This is a genomic window from Sphingobacteriales bacterium (assembly GCA_016706405.1).
GTDB lineage: Bacteria > Bacteroidota > Bacteroidia > Chitinophagales > UBA2359 > BJ6.
This window is the reverse complement of record JADJJT010000002.1, coordinates 731,832-747,990: the sequence shown is the minus strand read 5'-3', so window position 1 is coordinate 747,990 and position 16,159 is coordinate 731,832. Positions and strand designations below refer to the sequence as shown.

General features: G+C 37.7%; 19 protein-coding genes. 11 read left to right on the top strand and 8 right to left on the bottom strand.

Features of this window, described 5'->3' with window-relative positions; translation table 11 throughout:
* Positions 1 to 107 precede the first annotated feature (107 nt).
* From IPI59_09275 to IPI59_09225, 11 genes are all read left to right on the top strand, one after another.
* Positions 108 to 290 (top strand): hypothetical protein, encoded by a 183-nt coding sequence (locus IPI59_09275; GenBank protein MBK7527724.1) that lies wholly within the window; start codon positions 108 to 110, stop codon positions 288 to 290.
* A 380-nt stretch (positions 291 to 670) separates the two neighbouring features.
* Positions 671 to 2,332 carry a hypothetical protein gene (locus IPI59_09270; protein MBK7527723.1) on the top strand — a complete coding sequence of 554 codons (1,662 nt, stop codon included), beginning with the start codon at positions 671 to 673 and terminating at the stop codon, positions 2,330 to 2,332.
* A 3-nt stretch (positions 2,333 to 2,335) separates the two neighbouring features.
* Positions 2,336 to 3,094 carry a hypothetical protein gene (locus tag IPI59_09265; protein MBK7527722.1) on the top strand — a complete coding sequence of 253 codons (759 nt, stop codon included), beginning with the start codon at positions 2,336 to 2,338 and terminating at the stop codon, positions 3,092 to 3,094.
* Positions 3,095 to 3,096: 2 nt separating this feature from the next.
* Complete coding sequence (locus IPI59_09260) at positions 3,097 to 5,142, top strand: hypothetical protein (GenBank protein MBK7527721.1); 2,046 nt, start codon at positions 3,097 to 3,099, stop codon at positions 5,140 to 5,142.
* A gap of 230 nt (positions 5,143 to 5,372) precedes the next feature.
* The gene (locus tag IPI59_09255) at positions 5,373 to 5,729 is read left to right on the top strand and encodes a hypothetical protein (GenBank protein ID MBK7527720.1); all 357 of its coding nucleotides are present in this window, start codon (positions 5,373 to 5,375) and stop codon (positions 5,727 to 5,729) included.
* On the top strand, positions 5,702 to 5,860 hold the full coding sequence (locus tag IPI59_09250) for a hypothetical protein (GenBank protein MBK7527719.1): 159 nt from the start codon (positions 5,702 to 5,704) through the stop codon (positions 5,858 to 5,860). Before IPI59_09255 ends, IPI59_09250 begins: the two co-directional genes overlap by 28 nt.
* Positions 5,861 to 5,922: 62 nt before the next feature.
* The gene (locus IPI59_09245; GenBank protein MBK7527718.1) at positions 5,923 to 6,021 is read left to right on the top strand and encodes a hypothetical protein; all 99 of its coding nucleotides are present in this window, start codon (positions 5,923 to 5,925) and stop codon (positions 6,019 to 6,021) included.
* Positions 6,022 to 6,138: 117 nt separating this feature from the next.
* The gene (locus tag IPI59_09240) at positions 6,139 to 6,267 is read left to right on the top strand and encodes a T9SS type A sorting domain-containing protein (GenBank protein ID MBK7527717.1); all 129 of its coding nucleotides are present in this window, start codon (positions 6,139 to 6,141) and stop codon (positions 6,265 to 6,267) included.
* A gap of 76 nt (positions 6,268 to 6,343) precedes the next feature.
* Entirely contained in the window at positions 6,344 to 6,775 is a 432-nt protein-coding gene (locus IPI59_09235) for a hypothetical protein (protein MBK7527716.1), read from the top strand.
* A 127-nt stretch (positions 6,776 to 6,902) separates the two neighbouring features.
* The gene (locus IPI59_09230) at positions 6,903 to 7,337 is read left to right on the top strand and encodes a hypothetical protein (protein MBK7527715.1); all 435 of its coding nucleotides are present in this window, start codon (positions 6,903 to 6,905) and stop codon (positions 7,335 to 7,337) included.
* 28 nt (positions 7,338 to 7,365) lie between these two features.
* The gene (locus IPI59_09225; GenBank protein MBK7527714.1) at positions 7,366 to 7,779 is read left to right on the top strand and encodes a hypothetical protein; all 414 of its coding nucleotides are present in this window, start codon (positions 7,366 to 7,368) and stop codon (positions 7,777 to 7,779) included.
* 72 nt (positions 7,780 to 7,851) lie between these two features.
* On the opposite strand, the gene IPI59_09220 is transcribed toward IPI59_09225, so the two are convergent.
* The 8 genes from IPI59_09220 to IPI59_09185 all read right to left on the bottom strand — a co-directional run bounded on the left by IPI59_09220 (position 7,852) and on the right by IPI59_09185 (position 16,100).
* Entirely contained in the window at positions 7,852 to 9,078 is a 1,227-nt protein-coding gene (locus tag IPI59_09220; GenBank protein ID MBK7527713.1) for an ABC transporter permease, read from the bottom strand.
* A gap of 65 nt (positions 9,079 to 9,143) precedes the next feature.
* Positions 9,144 to 9,902 carry an SCO family protein gene (locus IPI59_09215; protein MBK7527712.1) on the bottom strand — a complete coding sequence of 253 codons (759 nt, stop codon included), beginning with the start codon at positions 9,900 to 9,902 and terminating at the stop codon, positions 9,144 to 9,146.
* 147 nt (positions 9,903 to 10,049) lie between these two features.
* Positions 10,050 to 10,541: a cytochrome C oxidase subunit IV family protein gene (locus IPI59_09210; GenBank protein ID MBK7527711.1), complete on the bottom strand. Its 492-nt coding sequence runs from the start codon at positions 10,539 to 10,541 to the stop codon at positions 10,050 to 10,052.
* Between the two features lie 90 nt (positions 10,542 to 10,631).
* Positions 10,632 to 11,303 carry a cytochrome c oxidase subunit 3 gene (locus IPI59_09205; GenBank protein MBK7527710.1) on the bottom strand — a complete coding sequence of 224 codons (672 nt, stop codon included), beginning with the start codon at positions 11,301 to 11,303 and terminating at the stop codon, positions 10,632 to 10,634.
* Positions 11,304 to 11,378: 75 nt separating this feature from the next.
* Complete coding sequence (locus IPI59_09200; protein ID MBK7527709.1) at positions 11,379 to 11,975, bottom strand: cytochrome c oxidase subunit 3; 597 nt, start codon at positions 11,973 to 11,975, stop codon at positions 11,379 to 11,381.
* 45 nt (positions 11,976 to 12,020) lie between these two features.
* Positions 12,021 to 12,935: a protoheme IX farnesyltransferase gene (cyoE, locus tag IPI59_09195; protein MBK7527708.1), complete on the bottom strand. Its 915-nt coding sequence runs from the start codon at positions 12,933 to 12,935 to the stop codon at positions 12,021 to 12,023.
* A gap of 73 nt (positions 12,936 to 13,008) precedes the next feature.
* Complete coding sequence (locus IPI59_09190) at positions 13,009 to 14,889, bottom strand: cbb3-type cytochrome c oxidase subunit I (GenBank protein ID MBK7527707.1); 1,881 nt, start codon at positions 14,887 to 14,889, stop codon at positions 13,009 to 13,011.
* 107 nt (positions 14,890 to 14,996) lie between these two features.
* A complete protein-coding gene (locus tag IPI59_09185) occupies positions 14,997 to 16,100 on the bottom strand; it encodes a cytochrome c oxidase subunit II (GenBank protein ID MBK7527706.1) in 1,104 nt (367 codons plus the stop codon).
* Positions 16,101 to 16,159 lie beyond the last annotated feature (59 nt).

Here is a 16,159-nt window from a genome sequence, read left to right as displayed (position 1 = left end):
GGAGACGAAAACTGCTACAAAAAAAACCTGACCATTATTTTAAACAGCCTAAACAACACACAAAAAAACATAGATTCGTTAAAAACAATTCAACCAAAAAAATAATTATGAAACAGGTAGTAAAATATTTATCAATAACATTTTTATATATTTTTCTCTCAACCAATTTAATAGCCGCCGATGTTTTAACCGCCGATATAAGCCCCCCAACTTATAATTTAGATTGTAAAAATGGTAAAATAGATTTGCATATAAACGGCGGTTTTACCCCCTACGGTGTGTTTTCTTAAAAATATCCGGAAAAAAAAGAAAAAAATTTAAAAAAAATATACACACTGTTTGTTAATTACTGTACTTTTGTTAAACAATTCTAATTTTTCATCATCAACTAACTTTTTTGCTATGGGTTTATTTTTTTATACTACAAACCGCCTTGTTTGCGGACTTTGGGCTGCTAAACCTGTTTATTTGCGTTTTGGCGGGTATAGGGCTTATACGCCACAAACATAATTGCGTAGCGTTTTTTACAGCATTAAAAGGTAATTTTTCTTTGTTAAAATAAATTTTAAATCAAGTTTTTCGTTATGAAACATACAAAAGGTTATTTTATTTTATTTTATTTTATTTTATTTTATTTTATTTTATTTTATTTTTAATATTTCCGCCCATATTGTATGCACAAAATGGCAGCCTTAAAAAACAACGGGGCGAAAATGAGTTTGAATACGAAGGCTGCGGGTGCAAGGCAAACGTAAACCTTTATATTTATGATGGACTAAACACCCTCGGAGAGCCGGGAAACTGGGGTGGCAATATTGTTTCAGGTGCGCGCAATAAATTTGATGATGGCGCCATTACAGTTGCTAATTTAAACGATACAGATGGCGACGAAACTATTGATATTGACGACCAAGTAGTAACAGCAAGCGATTTTGGCGAAGATGAATGCGATTTAATGAAACTTAATATAGTACCAACCGGAAATTCATCGGGCAACTGTATGGTAACTTTAACCTACGAGGGCGATATTGCATTTTACAACAGCTACACCAAAGGCACACAAATAACAAATTTAGAATTTCCGTTAAAAGACGCTTCGGGCGAGAGCAATATAACCACTTTATTTGTTGAAGCACGGGCAGTAAGTACTGCTATGCGCGACATTAAAATTTATGCCAAAATAGACAACGAAATAAAAGATAAGGTGGCGGCAACTGCAATTTGGGTAGAGAAAAAAAATATTTATTCAGACGAAGATAGTAAAATAGAAGACCCCGACCCGGCATTGCTTACTGGGCTTGACCAACCAGTTTTAGTAAATGTAATAAATAATGATGCGCGCGCCAAAGATTTAACAAGATATGGTTTTGGAAGCTTTCAGGAAATTAATTCTCCACCATATACCATTAACGAAGACCTCTTGAACGGTGGAAGAATATTATTTGAGTTTGAGCTAAAGCCAGCGGCTATTTTAAGCGAAATAAGCAAATTTAATATTACGCTTGACGGTGCAAGAAGGCAAGACTCGAGTACAGGGTTTCGATATGTGTATAATAAATACCTGCCTGAACCAACCATAAATATTCCAAAGCTGGAAAAAAAGAAAGATTTTGCAAACGACGACCCAAAAGACAATAACCCTGATGACAGTTGGCTTTATGGCGATATTATAGATGAAGACAAAAACCCTTTAATCTTGTATTCTTTTGACGGTCCTTCTACGGCAAGGTCTTCGTATGCAGACTCAGATGGTAATTTACAGGGTATAGAGGCATATAGGTTTAGACATGTTACGTTTGAAGAATATTTTAGGGTGTCATTTAATCAAGTAAATGAACTCGAGGGTAATGTTTTATCTGGAAGCAGGGTGTCGAATAAACATTTTTGGAGTATTGATTACGCCACTTACGCAAAAGATACTAAAGTTGCCGATGCCAATAAATATAATATTGGATACCATTACGCCGAATTTGTTGCTACACCGGGCGATAAAATTATCACCTACCCAACATGTTATTTAGAAACATCGGGTAACGGCAGTATTAATATTACAAGTAACAATTTGCCCACAGACAGAGAACTTTATGCAATTAGCTATTCCGAAATTGGCGGTAAGCATTTTGATGTTAAGAGAAAAAAACATGAAAATAACAACAAATGGGATCAAATTGGGAGTAGCAATATAGATGCAACGGGTCCCTGGGTATATACTGATGCTGAAATAACCATTGAAATGGCAAATGACTCGGACATTCCATTTGCACAGGATAATATATTTTATTTTTGGGTTATACAAACATCTGATACTATTATCAACAAATTAAATTACTAAATTATGAAACACCTTTTTTTAAAACTACTACTTATATTATTTTGCAATACCACCATTGCTTTAGCACAAGTAAACGACTCAGATAAAATAATACCCACCGATACAATACTGTCAAAAACGCTTGAGGATGACACCCCACCGCCATTCGCCAACTATGGGTATTGTTTTAATATGACCCCAGAAGAAAAACTAATAGCAGACTCTTTGGCTATGTTTGAGGCGTTTTATAGTCGCTTTTTAGGGTATGATGCTTTCAGGTCGAAATGTTTATTTTATAGATTCATGAGTTTCGAAGTATATAAAACAGTTAGAGCGTTAGCTGTTGTGGAGGAAAACCTATTTATTCATAAAACTTTTGACAATGTCGATGCCGACCCTGTTCTTTCATTGAATCGTTACACACTTGCACCTATGTATATGACTGTTTCTGTATTTACTGACAATTATTACCCCAAACTAATTGGCGAATACGCTTTAAAGAAAAGCTCCAGATTAAAGTACAGTTGTAAGTATTTCGCCAATATTACCGAAAAAGAAAAAACTAATACGCTCTCGTCTTTTAACAGAACCATTTTTGCCATATATGGCGACCAAAAAGACTATTTACAAGCCGAACTACAAACCATAAATGCCCAACCCTTTGAACCCCAATTCCCCGGAGATGAAAACTGTTACAAAAAAAACCTGGCCATTATTTTAAACAGCCTAAACAACACTCAAAAAAATATAGATTCGTTAAAAACAATTCAACCAAAAAAATAATTATGAAACAGGTTGTAAAATATTTATCAATAATACTATTATATATATTTGCCTCAAATAATTTAATAGCCGCCGATGTTTTAACCGCCGATATAAGCCCCCCAACTTATAATTTAGATTGTAAAAATGGTAAAATAGATTTGCACATAAACGGCGGTTTTACCCCCTACGATGTGTTTTGGTACAGGGTAATAAATGGCATAGAAATGGCTGTGCAAGGCAATTATGGTGTTGCCGGCACCAACGACGGCGAAGACCTAACCAATGTATTGCCCGGTATTTACAAAGTTGAAGTTATAGATTATTTATGCGGCAAAGCAGAGGCCTATTTTCTTATGTCCCGCTGCCAATGCAGCACCAACTGTACCATAAATGCAACCATAACCAATGCCGTTTGTAGTGGTAATGGCAAAATTGAGGTAGAAATTGATTGCCCCGAAACAGGGCACGAGCCTTTTAATTATAAATGGGGCGATAAAGGGGCAATAGGAAATTATAGAGGCAATTTATCGCCCGGCGTGTATTGCGTAACCGTAACAGATGCCGACAACTGCACCTATGACAAATGTTTTGAAGTAGGCGGAGACGGTGCTTTACAAGTGGTACTTGCCTATAAACAAAACGTTTCAATATGCAACGACTCCAACTTAACATGCGACGGTATATTAGACATAGAAGTAATTAAAGGGGCAGGCGGTTATACCTACCAATGGTCTAATGGCGTCACTACACAAGACCTAACTAATTTATGCCCTGGCACCTATACCGTTACCGTTACAGACCTGGCGCAATGTACAAACATACAAACATTTGAATTATGCTGCTGTAATGAAGAGGTTGAAATTGAACCCGGCAATTTTAACACCCAAAAAGGCAATTGCTACGCCGAAGGCATACAAAATACAATCCCTCTAAGTATAACAGGGCAGGCATACAGCACCAATAAAATGATTGAAACTGAAATTTTCGGCGGTACAAAAGATTATACCTGCGTTTGGCAGGGACCCAATGGGTATATTTTTTATGGCTGTGTTGATATATTAAGCGGCTTAGAATTGGGGCAGTACTGCTTAACCGTATTTGATGGCTGTAGCCAAGCCGAAGCCTGTTTTGATATTATAGATTGTAGTCTGCAAACAATATTAGTAGATGCTACCATTGTAGAAAATTGTACCGGATTGAACGTTGGAAGTATTGAGTTAAACATCACTGGCGGCACAAGCCCTTATAAAGTATCTTGGAACAATAACAACAAAACCGGATCAAAAATTACCGATTTATACAAAGGCACCTACTGCGCTACTATTTTAGATAAAAACGGCTGTACAAGCGGACCTCATTGCTTTTATGTAGCGGCAAACGAGCCTATTATAACTACAACATCCGAACCTTGTCAAAAAATTACTACTTGTAACGGCATAGACTACACAACAAGTTACGATGTAGACGTTGTAATTAAAGATTGTAACTATCTTGATGAAATTTGTACGGCAAATAACGACGTGATTTCAACTACATATTTGGGCTACGCAGGCGAATATATAAACGAAAGCTGCCAAAAAATAGGCATCTGCCAAGACGGTACAGAGTTAATACTTGAGTACTCAATTGATTATGACCATGAAATGAATCTAGAAAAAGCATGTGGGGCAAACAAATATATATGCCTTGAAGCCGCTTGTAAAGTAGATGGCGAGTATCATGGTAGCTTTTATTGCGCAGATAGATACGAATACAGTATATTTGATTGGGAAAGCCAAAATCATTGTGATGAAGGGCTGTGCTATGTTGAGTATGCATGTGGTTGGGATGAGAAAACACATTGCGAACCATGTAGTAGTTGGAAAAATCAATCGAAACCAAACCACCTACAAAAAGGGGTGCTCTTATACCCCAACCCCTCAACAGGCATATTGTTGTTGCAGTTTAATACCTCCTTAAGCAATCTAAAAATAAAAGTATTCGATGTTTTAGGGCGCGAACAATACACCGAAACCGTTGGCGCGCTAAAATATAACGTGAATTCGGAGCTAAGCTATAAAAAATAGGGGGATTAGTATAGTTGATAGGAATAAAAACAGGAGCATAGTTATCTTTGTAGTGTCCAAAACTGCAAACAAATACTACCCCCTGTTTTTATGAAGTCCAAAGATACAAAATTTGATGTGTCCATGTTATTTGAATTATTTTTTTTTGTAGATAATGCCTGTTTGCTGATGCAACAATGGGTTGCTCAGCATTGGCTTAGCGAAGGTAAAACAATGCCTGGCCTCGTAGTGTGCCCAAAATTTCGGAAAGTGAGATACTTACGATTCTGATTTTCTACCACTATTCGGGCTATAAATGTTTTGAATATTACTATAAAGCATTGGTTTTGAATGACTTAAAGACCTATTTTCCTACTGCCCCATCCTACAACTATTTTATAGAGTTAATAGAACGGGTTGCTCTTCCTATGGCGATTTTAGCCAAATTAACCTGCCAGCAAGCAGAAAAAACAGGAATTTATTACATAGATGCCAAAGCGCTACCTGTTTGTGACATGCTGCGAGCCAAGCAACATAAAGTTTTTGCTCAAACCGCCTCGAAAGGAAAATCTTCTATGGGGTGGTTTTCGGCTTTAAGCTCCACCTGATAGTCAATCACAAAGGACAAATCGTGGACTTTGCTTTGACTACAGGACAGGTGGCAGACAATAGTAAAGACCTCTTAAACAAGCTATTAGAGAAAATATCAGGCTGTTGTTTGGCGATAAAGGCTATTTGACTACCTTATGGAACAACTTTTTTTGAAAAAGGACTAAAAATAATTACCAAGGTCAAAAGAATATGAAAAACAGACTAATGTCTTTAGAAGAAAGGCTCTTATTGAAAAAAAGACCTATGATTGAAGCCATTAATGATATTTTGGCCTCGGTTTTGACTTAGAACATACCAGACACAGAAAACCACAGAATGCTTTTGTCCATATAGTCGCTAGCTTGGTAGCCTATCAGTTTTACCCCAATAAACCTCAAGTAGATCTTGCTAAAATTTACTAAGTAAATCTCCGAACTCACGTTAAAATATAACACCAAACAGTTAAATTTATCGGCGTTAGCATCCGGAATGTATTATGTTTACCTTCTAAGTGAGCATAAGACAATTTCCGTAGAAAAAATTATTATTCAATAATTATGAAAAACAGCGTATCTGAGGTAAATTTGTGCGCCCTCAATCCCTTGTTTTTTTAATTTTAAAACAATCTGTTATGTTCCGTTTTTTTGTTTTAATGCTTATGATATGCTTGATAGTTTCGTGCAAAAAAATAACTCAAATCGAAGACCTGCGCCATAATATTGTGGGCGAATGGGACATTGAACAAATTTTTCATGAAATTAGAGCCGATACTGTTTATTTTGAATATAAATATACAAAAACCATTACCTTTAACGACAACGGCACTGGATCACAGCTTAATCAATCTACAAATAACCTTGAAGAATTTGACTGGCTTTATCAATACGACCCCGAAATTGTGATGATGATTTTTCCTGATGTTTATGGCTTAAACTATAGACCCGTACAAATGAATAAAGTAATTTACAATAGCCCCATAGCCCAAGTTTGGGAATTTGAATTCGAAGATCCAAAACTTATTGCCGATATACTGCGATATAAATGGAATATGACCAAAAAATAATACCAATTAAGCAGAACTCCGGATATTTAAGCCAATTTAAACGTTTTTCCGGATTTAATATTTATCCAACCTTGTAATTACCCTATTACTCAGCTATTTGTTCACAGTACAAAAATTTTAAACAAATATGATACGAATACTTGCTTTTTTCCTTATTTTAACCCTTTTTGCCTGCAAAAAAGAAGACTGCCCCATAGACGAAACCACTGATTACTACGCCCTGCGCAGCAATATTTATGGCGAGTGGGACCTTAAAATGGTAAGGCTAATTTTTAAAGACGATACCCTGAACAACGAGTCAGCTGTAATTAACCATGTTTTAACACTGTACCACGACCAAACGGCTAAACAAGTAAATAACTACACCGGTGATATATATTACTCCCAATGGTATTTCCAATTAAACCCTCAAGTGATAATTTTTAAAGACGAGTATCATACGAGTAATTATGCGCATGCATTTTCTATCTCCAAAAATACCCCAGACAAACAAATTTGGGAAGAAGTGCGAGAATACCAAAATGAAGTTAGAAAAGACACATGGACCCTAACCAAAAACTAATTTTACTTAAAACATTAAAACAAATATCATGACGCGAATTCTTATTCTTGCCCTTCTTTTAACCCTTTTTGCCTGCAAAAAAGACGACTGCCATATAGACGAAGTGCCAAATTATACCACCTTTAAAGAAAACATTATAGGCAGTTGGGTATTTAACGAAAACAGAAAAGACTACGAAGATGGCGTTTTAGACCAAGAATACAATTTCTCAGGCACAGTAATTTTTGATAGCAATAATATTTTTAAAATAATTTACACTAAAAAAGATACTATGAAGGGCAAGTGGTTTCACCAGTATAACCCTCAAATAGTTTTGGTTGATTTTTCTAATTTTTTTGTTTTTACTGTTTTAGAAAACAGCAAAGAACGGCAAGAATGGTTTTTTGAAGATACCGATTTTGGAGAACATAGTAAATATAAGTGGGTGCTTACAAAACAGTAAACACTGCCCTGCTGCAAACAAACTGGCATTAGGTTGTTAGGTTATAAGTTAGGTTAGGCTATACTATAAAAACTAAGCTTCTTTTAGCAACTGCCCTTGCTGGGCGGCGCGGTTTGCCGGCAACAGCGAGGCAAATACCGATATTATCACTACGGTTGCAAATACCAACACAAAATCATTAAAGCGCATACTTACCGGATAGGCTTGAATTAAAAACGAATCGCCCCCAAGTTGCAAAAGGCCATATTTTTGTTGCGCCAAACAAAGCAAAACCGCAATTACCATGCCCGTAAACGCCCCCAACAGCGACAATAACAACCCCTCGAAAAAGAAAATACGCCGCACAAACCCCTTACTCGCACCCAACGATTTTAAAATAGCTATATCGCGGCTTTTTTCGAGTACCAACATACTTAGCGAGCCCACAATATTAAAGGCGGCGACTAATAAAATAAACGTTAATATTAAATAAACTACCCATTTTTCGGTGCGCATTACTTTGTAAAGCAGGGCATCTTGTTGGTAGCGGTTTCGCACCTCAAAATCAGGTCCTAAAATTTGTGTTATGGCTTGTTGCGCTTGTGCCGTTTGCTGGGGCTGGGTTAGGGCAATTTCAAGCGCCGAAACTTCGCGGGGGTAATTGAGCAGTTGGCGCATAAACATTATAGGCACAATAATATATTTGCTGTCAAACTCTTGCTGAATGGCAAAAACGCCTGCCGGTTCAAGGGCTGCATCAACAAAGGCCTGTTCGGGTGGGGTTTGTGCGTTGGCATTGCGGCGCGGCATAAATACATTGAGCCGGCTAAAGGGGTTATCAATATTTACACCCAGCAAATCGCGCACCCCTAAGCCTAATACAGCATAATTTACGCTATCTTGGTTAAGTAAAAATTCGCCTTCTACCAAAGCGGTATCTAAGGCGGTAACAGCGGCAAAATCATTATCAACCCCTTTAAGCCTAAAAATAAACTCTTTATTGCGATACTGCACCAAGCTGTTTTCTTCTAAAATAGTAGCTACTGCTTTTACGCCGGGCAGATTTCGTATGGCCGTTAATTGGGTTTCATCCGGAATGAATACTTTGCCTTGCCTCGGCACTACTCTAATATCCGGATTAAAGGTATTGTATAACGAGGTTACTATATCTTCAAAACCATTAAATACCGATAAAACTAAAACTAAAGCGGCTGTTCCAACCATCATACCCAAAGCCGATACCATACTAATAATATTAATAGCATTGGTGCTTTTTTTAGATATTAAATATCGGCGGGCAATATGTAAGGCTAAATTCACCGTGTTTATTGTTAGTTTTTTATTGCTGGCTGTCTTCTCCCTCTTCTTTTGAAAAAATTTGTGTCTTAGCTTTTATTTTGTGGTGGCGGTGGTGGCCCCATTTTCTGTCGTGGGTTTGGCAAGCCATATTCTAATTTTAAAACTTTAATATCGTACATAAGGCGGTTTACTTCGGCTTCGTCGGTGCCGTTGTAGAAGCCTCTGATTACACCTTGTTTGTCAACGAGTACAAATTTTTCGGTATGAATAAAGTCGTGTTCGCCGCCGTCTCCGGGCGTAGCGGTTACAAAATAGCCATATCTGTAAAAGTCGTACAGGGCCTTTTTTTCTCCGGTAACAAATAGCCATTTCGAGCTGTCGGCTTCAAAGCGGTTGGCGTAGTTATTAAGTGCTTCAATGGTATCGCGGTCGGGGTCAACGGTATGCGAAACAAGCAGTATATCGGGGTCGTTTAGGTATTCGGTTTGTATTCGCTTAAACTGATGTGCCATTTTGGGGCAGGGTCCAGGGCAGTTGGCAAAGAAAAAATCGGCTACAACAATTTTATTCCGGATGGATTCGCGCGTGAATGGTTTATTCGTGTGGGCAATAAAATTGAAAGGTGGGATAGTATGCCAAAGTGTATCCTTTATCCGGATGGCGTAGGTAGTGTCTTGCCCTTCTTGCAGTGCTACATATCGTTTAAGTTTGGGCAAATTATCTTTACCTAATACATTCAGCACATCAAATTTGTATATCATTAAGGCACAAATTACGGGTATGCCTACGGCAATAAACAGCCCTATAAGTTTTGATATTGCCTTTTGGTTGCCTTTTGCTTGCATTATTAGTTTTGTATTATATATTATTACTTTATTACAAAGTTAACAAACTTATTTTGGAATAAAAAAGATAGCTGTTAAATTAGTTTGCGTGTTATACAGCACAATAACCAATTTAACAGCCAATTGTTTAAAAAAACCGGCAGGTATTTAGTGTCCGGAACCTGATGGTTTTGTCTCTTTCCCGGATTCAGTTTTGTGGTCGGCGGGTGCTTTATGCGTGTCATTTCCATGACTATCAGCGCCATGCCCGTGTGCTTTTAATTCTTCCGCACGTTTAACGTCGTTGCGTTCAACTTCAACTTTCCATTTACTGCGATTTTCTTTCCATGCGCCACCTTCCCACAAAAAGGCTATAATAAACCAAATTAAAAACAGCATTGGCGTTAATATAGTAAGGGTTAGTGCGCGGGTTTCGTAGCGCACGTGCATAAACTCGGCTACAATAAAATAGGCTTTAAGCAGGCTGGCTAAAATAAAAAAGCCATTCAGAAATAATTTTGGCGTTGAATGGTCAACGTTATAATACCAATATAAAGCAGCAGCTACTTCAACCACCGTTATAAGACCAAGCCAAATTGTAGCCCGCCAAACAGCGCTAACTTGTTGTTTATATTGTGCTTCCGTAATTGTATGTCCCATATTATATAGTAAATGAATTGTTTTTATAAAGTTAAAATTAAAACAAGAAATTAAAGCAGGTTAAAAGCATTTTATCTATAAATGGTATGCTTAAAGCAAATAAAAGGCTAAAAATACGAATACCCAAACCAAATCTACAAAGTGCCAATAAAGCCCTACTTTTTCAATCATTTCGTAGTGGCCGCGCTTATGGTAAATACCCATTGCTGTTTGCGAAAAAGCAATAATATTAATTACAACGCCACTAAAAACGTGAAAACCGTGAAAGCCTGTAATTAAAAAGAATAACTGTCCAAAAGCTGCCGGACCAAATGGGTTTCCATATACCGTAGTTGCATTATGCGTAATCAAGTGGGTCCATTCCCAAGCTTGGCAGCCTAAAAACGCTGCGCCCCCAACTATACCCCAAAACATCCAAAAAAGCACGCCATTTTTGTTCATTCGGTGGCCTTCTTGTACGGCACGTACTACAAATACACTACTTAATATTAATATAAACGTCATAATGCTAACAAACCCCAATGGAATTGTAGCATCTGTAAATGGCATCGAAGAAAAAACCACGTTCGGGTCTGCCCAATAGGGGCTCATAAACCGGATGGTGCCATACGCAATTAATAAGGCCGAGAAGGTAAAGGCATCTGATACTAAAAAATACCACATCATTAATTTGCCATAACTAACCTTAAACGGCGAATCTCCACCGTTCCATGTTGGTTGTTCGTTGTGCGATGCTTGCGCTTCAATGGTTTGTACTGACATAACTATTTATATAATTAAACCTATTGGGATAGTTTTTGCTGAAAGAGAAATATTGTTTGTTTTAGTTGAAATTGTCTATGTGAAACTTAAAAAGGCTAGTAAATAAATCCATAAAATACCGATAAAATGCCAGTAAATTGACATTAATTTAAGCCCTAAACCATTATTTGGGTTTATACTGCGTTTTGCTTGGGATATGGGGTCGTGGTTTAGAGAAAATGCTTTGATGAACAAAATAAGCATGGCAACAACACCGCCCAAAACGTGAAAAAGGTGCAATCCGGATATTAGGTATAAAAACGAACCAGATGGATTACCGTTTAATAAAATGCCGTAACTTGTTAATTCTTTCCAAGCCAAAACTTGTGTTACAAGAAAGCCCAAACCTAAAAATGAAGTTGTCCCTAAAATTATCCGGTACTTATTCCAGTTTTCCGATTTGAAGGCTTTAACAGCAAATACAAGTACTATGCTGCTAATCAAAATCAGTGCTGTACTAATATAAAACAGGCTTGGCAATTTAAACTCGACCCAGTTCCCTTGTGCTTTTCGTACAATATGCGCACTTGTTAAACCCGCAAACATCATAATAACCGAACCCAAACCCAACCACAAGGCAAACACTTTAGGGTGAATTTGCTTTGTTTGGCCTTGTATATTTGTTTTAGGCATTGGATGAGATGTGGTTATCATTAAAAAAACTCGTATTTATTAATTCTACTGTATTAATTTGTCAATTACCATTACTATTTGAATTAAAGGCAAATAGGTTACAGAGGCCAGCATCAATTTTCGGGCATCGGCAACGGCACAGGTTTGATATAGGGTGATAGCCCATTTAAGCATGAAACTACCTAAAATTATATTAGCTATTGCAGTAATTATTGTAAATTGTCCTAATACAACCGGAACAAAAGTAGATAATATTAGTGCAACAGTATAGATAATAATTTGGGCGGCAGCATATTTATTTCTGTCGGCGGGGGTAGGCCACAATTTGAATCCGGCCTTTTTATATTCGTCAGCGCCCATCCAGCCAATGGCCCAAAAATGTGGAAATTGCCAAATAAACTGAATAGCAAACAACACCCATGCATCGTAATTGGCATAGCTTGCAAATGCTAACCAGCCAATCATAGGCGGCAAAGCACCCGGAATTGCCCCTACTAAAATGGCAATAGATGAAACTCTTTTAAGAGGGGTATATAAAAATGCGTAACTAAATAACGAAATTGCACCAGCTAAAGCCGCTATAGTATTAAACCAAAACCCCAACAAAGCTAAGCCCGAAATACCTAAAATTCCGGCAACAATAGCCGCTTCGGCATTATTCATACGCCCACTAGCCAGCGGGCGGTTTGCGGTGCGCTTCATTAGTTTGTCGTAGTCTTTTTCTAAAATCTGGTTAATAGCATTAGCCGACCCTGTTATGGCAAAACCACTCCAACCCAACAAAATAATGTCTAACAGATTAGCATACCAACCTGCGGCCAAAGCATAGCCCACTACAGCCGAAAAAACAACGGTAATATTTAATTTTACCTTTACCAACACGGCATAGTCAGCTAATTTGGTTCGTAAAAACTCGAACCAGTTGGCAACAGCATTGTTAGTATTTGTAGAGTAAAGCATAAAAACGGTTTCCGATAGTTAGTTTTCTTGATATAATATTCCGGAAAAATACTTTAATTTAAATTAATATAAATTAGTGCATGGGGGGGGGAGTAATAGGCTTTCCGGATTTTTTCAACTCTTCTAATTCTTCGTCTGAAACTGTTTGAGGGATGTGTTCAAAATCTTCGCGGCCATATTCATAAGCCCAGCGGTGAACATGTGGAATTTCGCCAGGCCAGTTTCCATGTCCGGGAACTAATGGAGTTGTCCACTCTAATCCATTTGATTTCCATGGATTTAGATTAGGCATTTTACGGCCTTTGAATACACTATAAAAAAAGTTTAACACAAATAATAACTGTGTAATAAAAACAATAATAGCCGATATAGTTATAAATATATTAACGTTTTGCCAAACATCAAAAGTTTGAAAAGCAGAAAACTCAAAATAGCGGCGGGGCACTCCGGTCATACCCAAGTAATGCATGGGCCAAAATATACAATAGCTACCAATAAAGGTAATCCAAAAATGGATATAACCAAGCTGCATATTCATCATCCGGCCATTAAACAGTTTCGGAAACCAATGGTAAATTCCGGCAAACATACCAAAACCTGCCGCTATACCCATTACAATATGAAAATGCGCTATTACAAAATAGTTGTCGTGGAAGAATATATCTACCGCCGAATTGCCCAAATAAATACCGGTTAGCCCGCCTGAAATAAACATTGAAACGAAGCCAACAGCAAATAAGGTGGCGGGTGTGTAGTTAATATTCCCGCGCCATATTGTAGCTATCCAGTTAAATACTTTTACTGCCGAAGGCACAGCAATTAACAAGGTAAACAACACGAAAACTGAGCCAGCAAATGGGTTCATGCCTGACAAGAACATGTGGTGCGCCCATACTAAAAAGGACAGAACTGTAATAGTCAAAATAGACATTACCATGGCACTATAACCAAAAATAGGTTTTTTAGAATTGGTTGCCAATACTTGCGACACCATACCCATAGCCGGAAGTATTACTATATATACTTCGGGGTGGCCTAAAAACCAGAACAAGTGTTGAAACAAAATAGGGCTACCGCCTTGTAACACCTCGCCTGCCGAGTTTGTTAGGGCTTGCCCACCTATATAAATATCAGATAAATAAAAGTTTGTACCTAAGTGACGGTCGAAAAGTAATAAAATACAACCCGACAACAATACCGGAAACGACAATACACCAATAATGGCAGTAAAAAAGAAAGCCCAAATTGTAAGGGGCAGCCGCATCATTTTCATGCCGAAAGTGCGCATATTTAGCACAGTTGCAATATAATTAAGCGCGCCTAACAAGGACGAAACAATAAATAATGCCATACTTATTAGCCACAAAGTTGTACCCATTTTTGAGCCTAAAGATGCTGCCTGCACGCCGCTAAGCGGTGGGTAGGCTGTCCAGCCAACACCCGAAGCGCCTGTGGTTAAGAACAACGAACCAAACATAATTAGACCTGCCACAAAGAAAAACCAATACGAAAGCATATTTAAAAATGGCGAGGCCATATCGCGTGCACCACACTGCAACGGAATTAACAAGTTGCTAAACGTTCCGCTTAAGCCAGCCGTCAGCACAAAAAATACCATTATTGTTCCGTGCATCGTTACTAAGGCATAATAAATATCGGGCGACATTTTGCCACCTTTTGCCCATTCACCTAAGACAAGTTCTAAAAAGGGAAAACTTTTGCCGGGCCAAGCCAATTGTATCCGGAACATAACCGAAAACAAAACGCCAATAAAAGCCCAAATAATTCCGGTAATTAAAAACTGCCGGCTAATTATTTTGTGATCTTGGCTAAATATATATTTCGAAATAAAACTTTGTTCATGGTGCTCATGTCCATCATGATGATCGTCATGACCGTGGTCTTCGTGGGTGCCAACAAGAATAGTTTTTCCGGTGTGCAAAGTATCTGGCATGATATATTAAGTATTTGACAATGATTATTTACAATTATAGTTTTGCAATATTAAAAGACTTCAGAGGGTGTGAAATTTAGCAATACGTTGCTTGCCAAATCATTTATCTAGTGACCGGATGCAACCTTTGCGGGTTCGGCAGTTGTTGAGCTTGCTGGTTTTGTATCGGGTGGTATTATATTATTTTCGGCAGTAGTTTTAGCTTCGCTGGTTTTTGCTCCTGCATATATTGATTTTTGGTCTTTGAACCATTTATTAAATTCATCTTGGGTTTCTACTACCACAACTCGGCGCATATTGTAGTGCCCAGCACCACACAATTCCATACAAGCCAATTCGTAATTAAAATCAGGATTTCCGGTTTCAGCTCGCATTTGAGCGGTAGTTTTAATAGGGGTAAACCATACTTCAGTGGGGATACCAGGTACGGCATCTATTTTTACTACAAAATGTGGAAGTGCAAAACAGTGTAGTACATCCAAAGCATTTACTTTTACTAAAACTTGTTTATCAACAGGTAGATGTAGCTCAGTGGCCGAAAAGTCGTCATGGCTTGTGGGGTCTTTCCAATCCATACCAAAACTATTATCGCCACTAATGAGTTTAACTGCTTTTTTCCCTAAAACATTATCTGTGCCAGCATAGCGCAAGTCCCACATAAATTGTTTACCTGTTGCTTCAACTACAACGGCTTCATCTTTTGTGGGTGCCCATCCGGTAATTTTAAGCCATTCTTGAATACCCTGATACACCAATAAAACTAGTACAGCCGATGGAATTGCCGTCCAAATCAGTTCTAATTTATTATTGTGGGGGTAATAAAATGATTTATTGCCTTTTCGTCCCCGGTATTTAAAAGCGAATCCAAATAATAAAACATGTGTAATCACAAATATTGGAACAGTAGCTACTAAAGTCCAATAAAATAAATTTTCCCACCATTGGCCCTGTATAGACGCAGGCGAAGGCAAATATTTATCGCTAAAATACCAGGTGCTCCAAAAAGTGGCAATCATGCCAAAGACTAAAAAAAGCATAAACAAAGTGGCATGTAGTCGGTTATTTTTATCCGATACCATTTGCTCTTGTCCATCAGCATCAACTTTTGCTTCCCCATATAAAAGGTTGCTAAGCTCTGAAGCACGGCCTAATTGTAATAAAATGAGAAGTAGTAAGGCAATAATTGCAAGACCTAAAATTGTTGTAAGCATTGCTATGTATATTATTCGGGTGTTATTTTTATTTTATATATTCAAATATTTTATCCGGA

Excerpts from the sequence above, each read along its gene's own strand:
- IPI59_09275 (MBK7527724.1), top strand. The coding sequence starts at position 108 with ATGAAACAGGTAGTAAAATATTTATCAATAACATTTTTATATATTTTT.
- IPI59_09265 (MBK7527722.1), top strand. The coding sequence starts at position 2,336 with ATGAAACACCTTTTTTTAAAACTACTACTTATATTATTTTGCAATACC.
- IPI59_09260 (MBK7527721.1), top strand. The coding sequence starts at position 3,097 with ATGAAACAGGTTGTAAAATATTTATCAATAATACTATTATATATATTT.
- IPI59_09245 (MBK7527718.1), top strand. The coding sequence starts at position 5,923 with ATGAAAAACAGACTAATGTCTTTAGAAGAAAGGCTCTTATTGAAAAAA.
- IPI59_09235 (MBK7527716.1), top strand. The coding sequence starts at position 6,344 with ATGTTCCGTTTTTTTGTTTTAATGCTTATGATATGCTTGATAGTTTCG.
- IPI59_09230 (MBK7527715.1), top strand. The coding sequence starts at position 6,903 with ATGATACGAATACTTGCTTTTTTCCTTATTTTAACCCTTTTTGCCTGC.
- IPI59_09225 (MBK7527714.1), top strand. The coding sequence starts at position 7,366 with ATGACGCGAATTCTTATTCTTGCCCTTCTTTTAACCCTTTTTGCCTGC.
- IPI59_09215 (MBK7527712.1), bottom strand. The coding sequence starts at position 9,902 with ATGCAAGCAAAAGGCAACCAAAAGGCAATATCAAAACTTATAGGGCTG.
- IPI59_09210 (MBK7527711.1), bottom strand. The coding sequence starts at position 10,541 with ATGGGACATACAATTACGGAAGCACAATATAAACAACAAGTTAGCGCT.
- IPI59_09205 (MBK7527710.1), bottom strand. The coding sequence starts at position 11,303 with ATGTCAGTACAAACCATTGAAGCGCAAGCATCGCACAACGAACAACCA.
- IPI59_09200 (MBK7527709.1), bottom strand. The coding sequence starts at position 11,975 with ATGCCTAAAACAAATATACAAGGCCAAACAAAGCAAATTCACCCTAAA.
- cyoE (MBK7527708.1), bottom strand. The coding sequence starts at position 12,935 with ATGCTTTACTCTACAAATACTAACAATGCTGTTGCCAACTGGTTCGAG.
- IPI59_09190 (MBK7527707.1), bottom strand. The coding sequence starts at position 14,889 with ATGCCAGATACTTTGCACACCGGAAAAACTATTCTTGTTGGCACCCAC.
- IPI59_09185 (MBK7527706.1), bottom strand. The coding sequence starts at position 16,100 with ATGCTTACAACAATTTTAGGTCTTGCAATTATTGCCTTACTACTTCTC.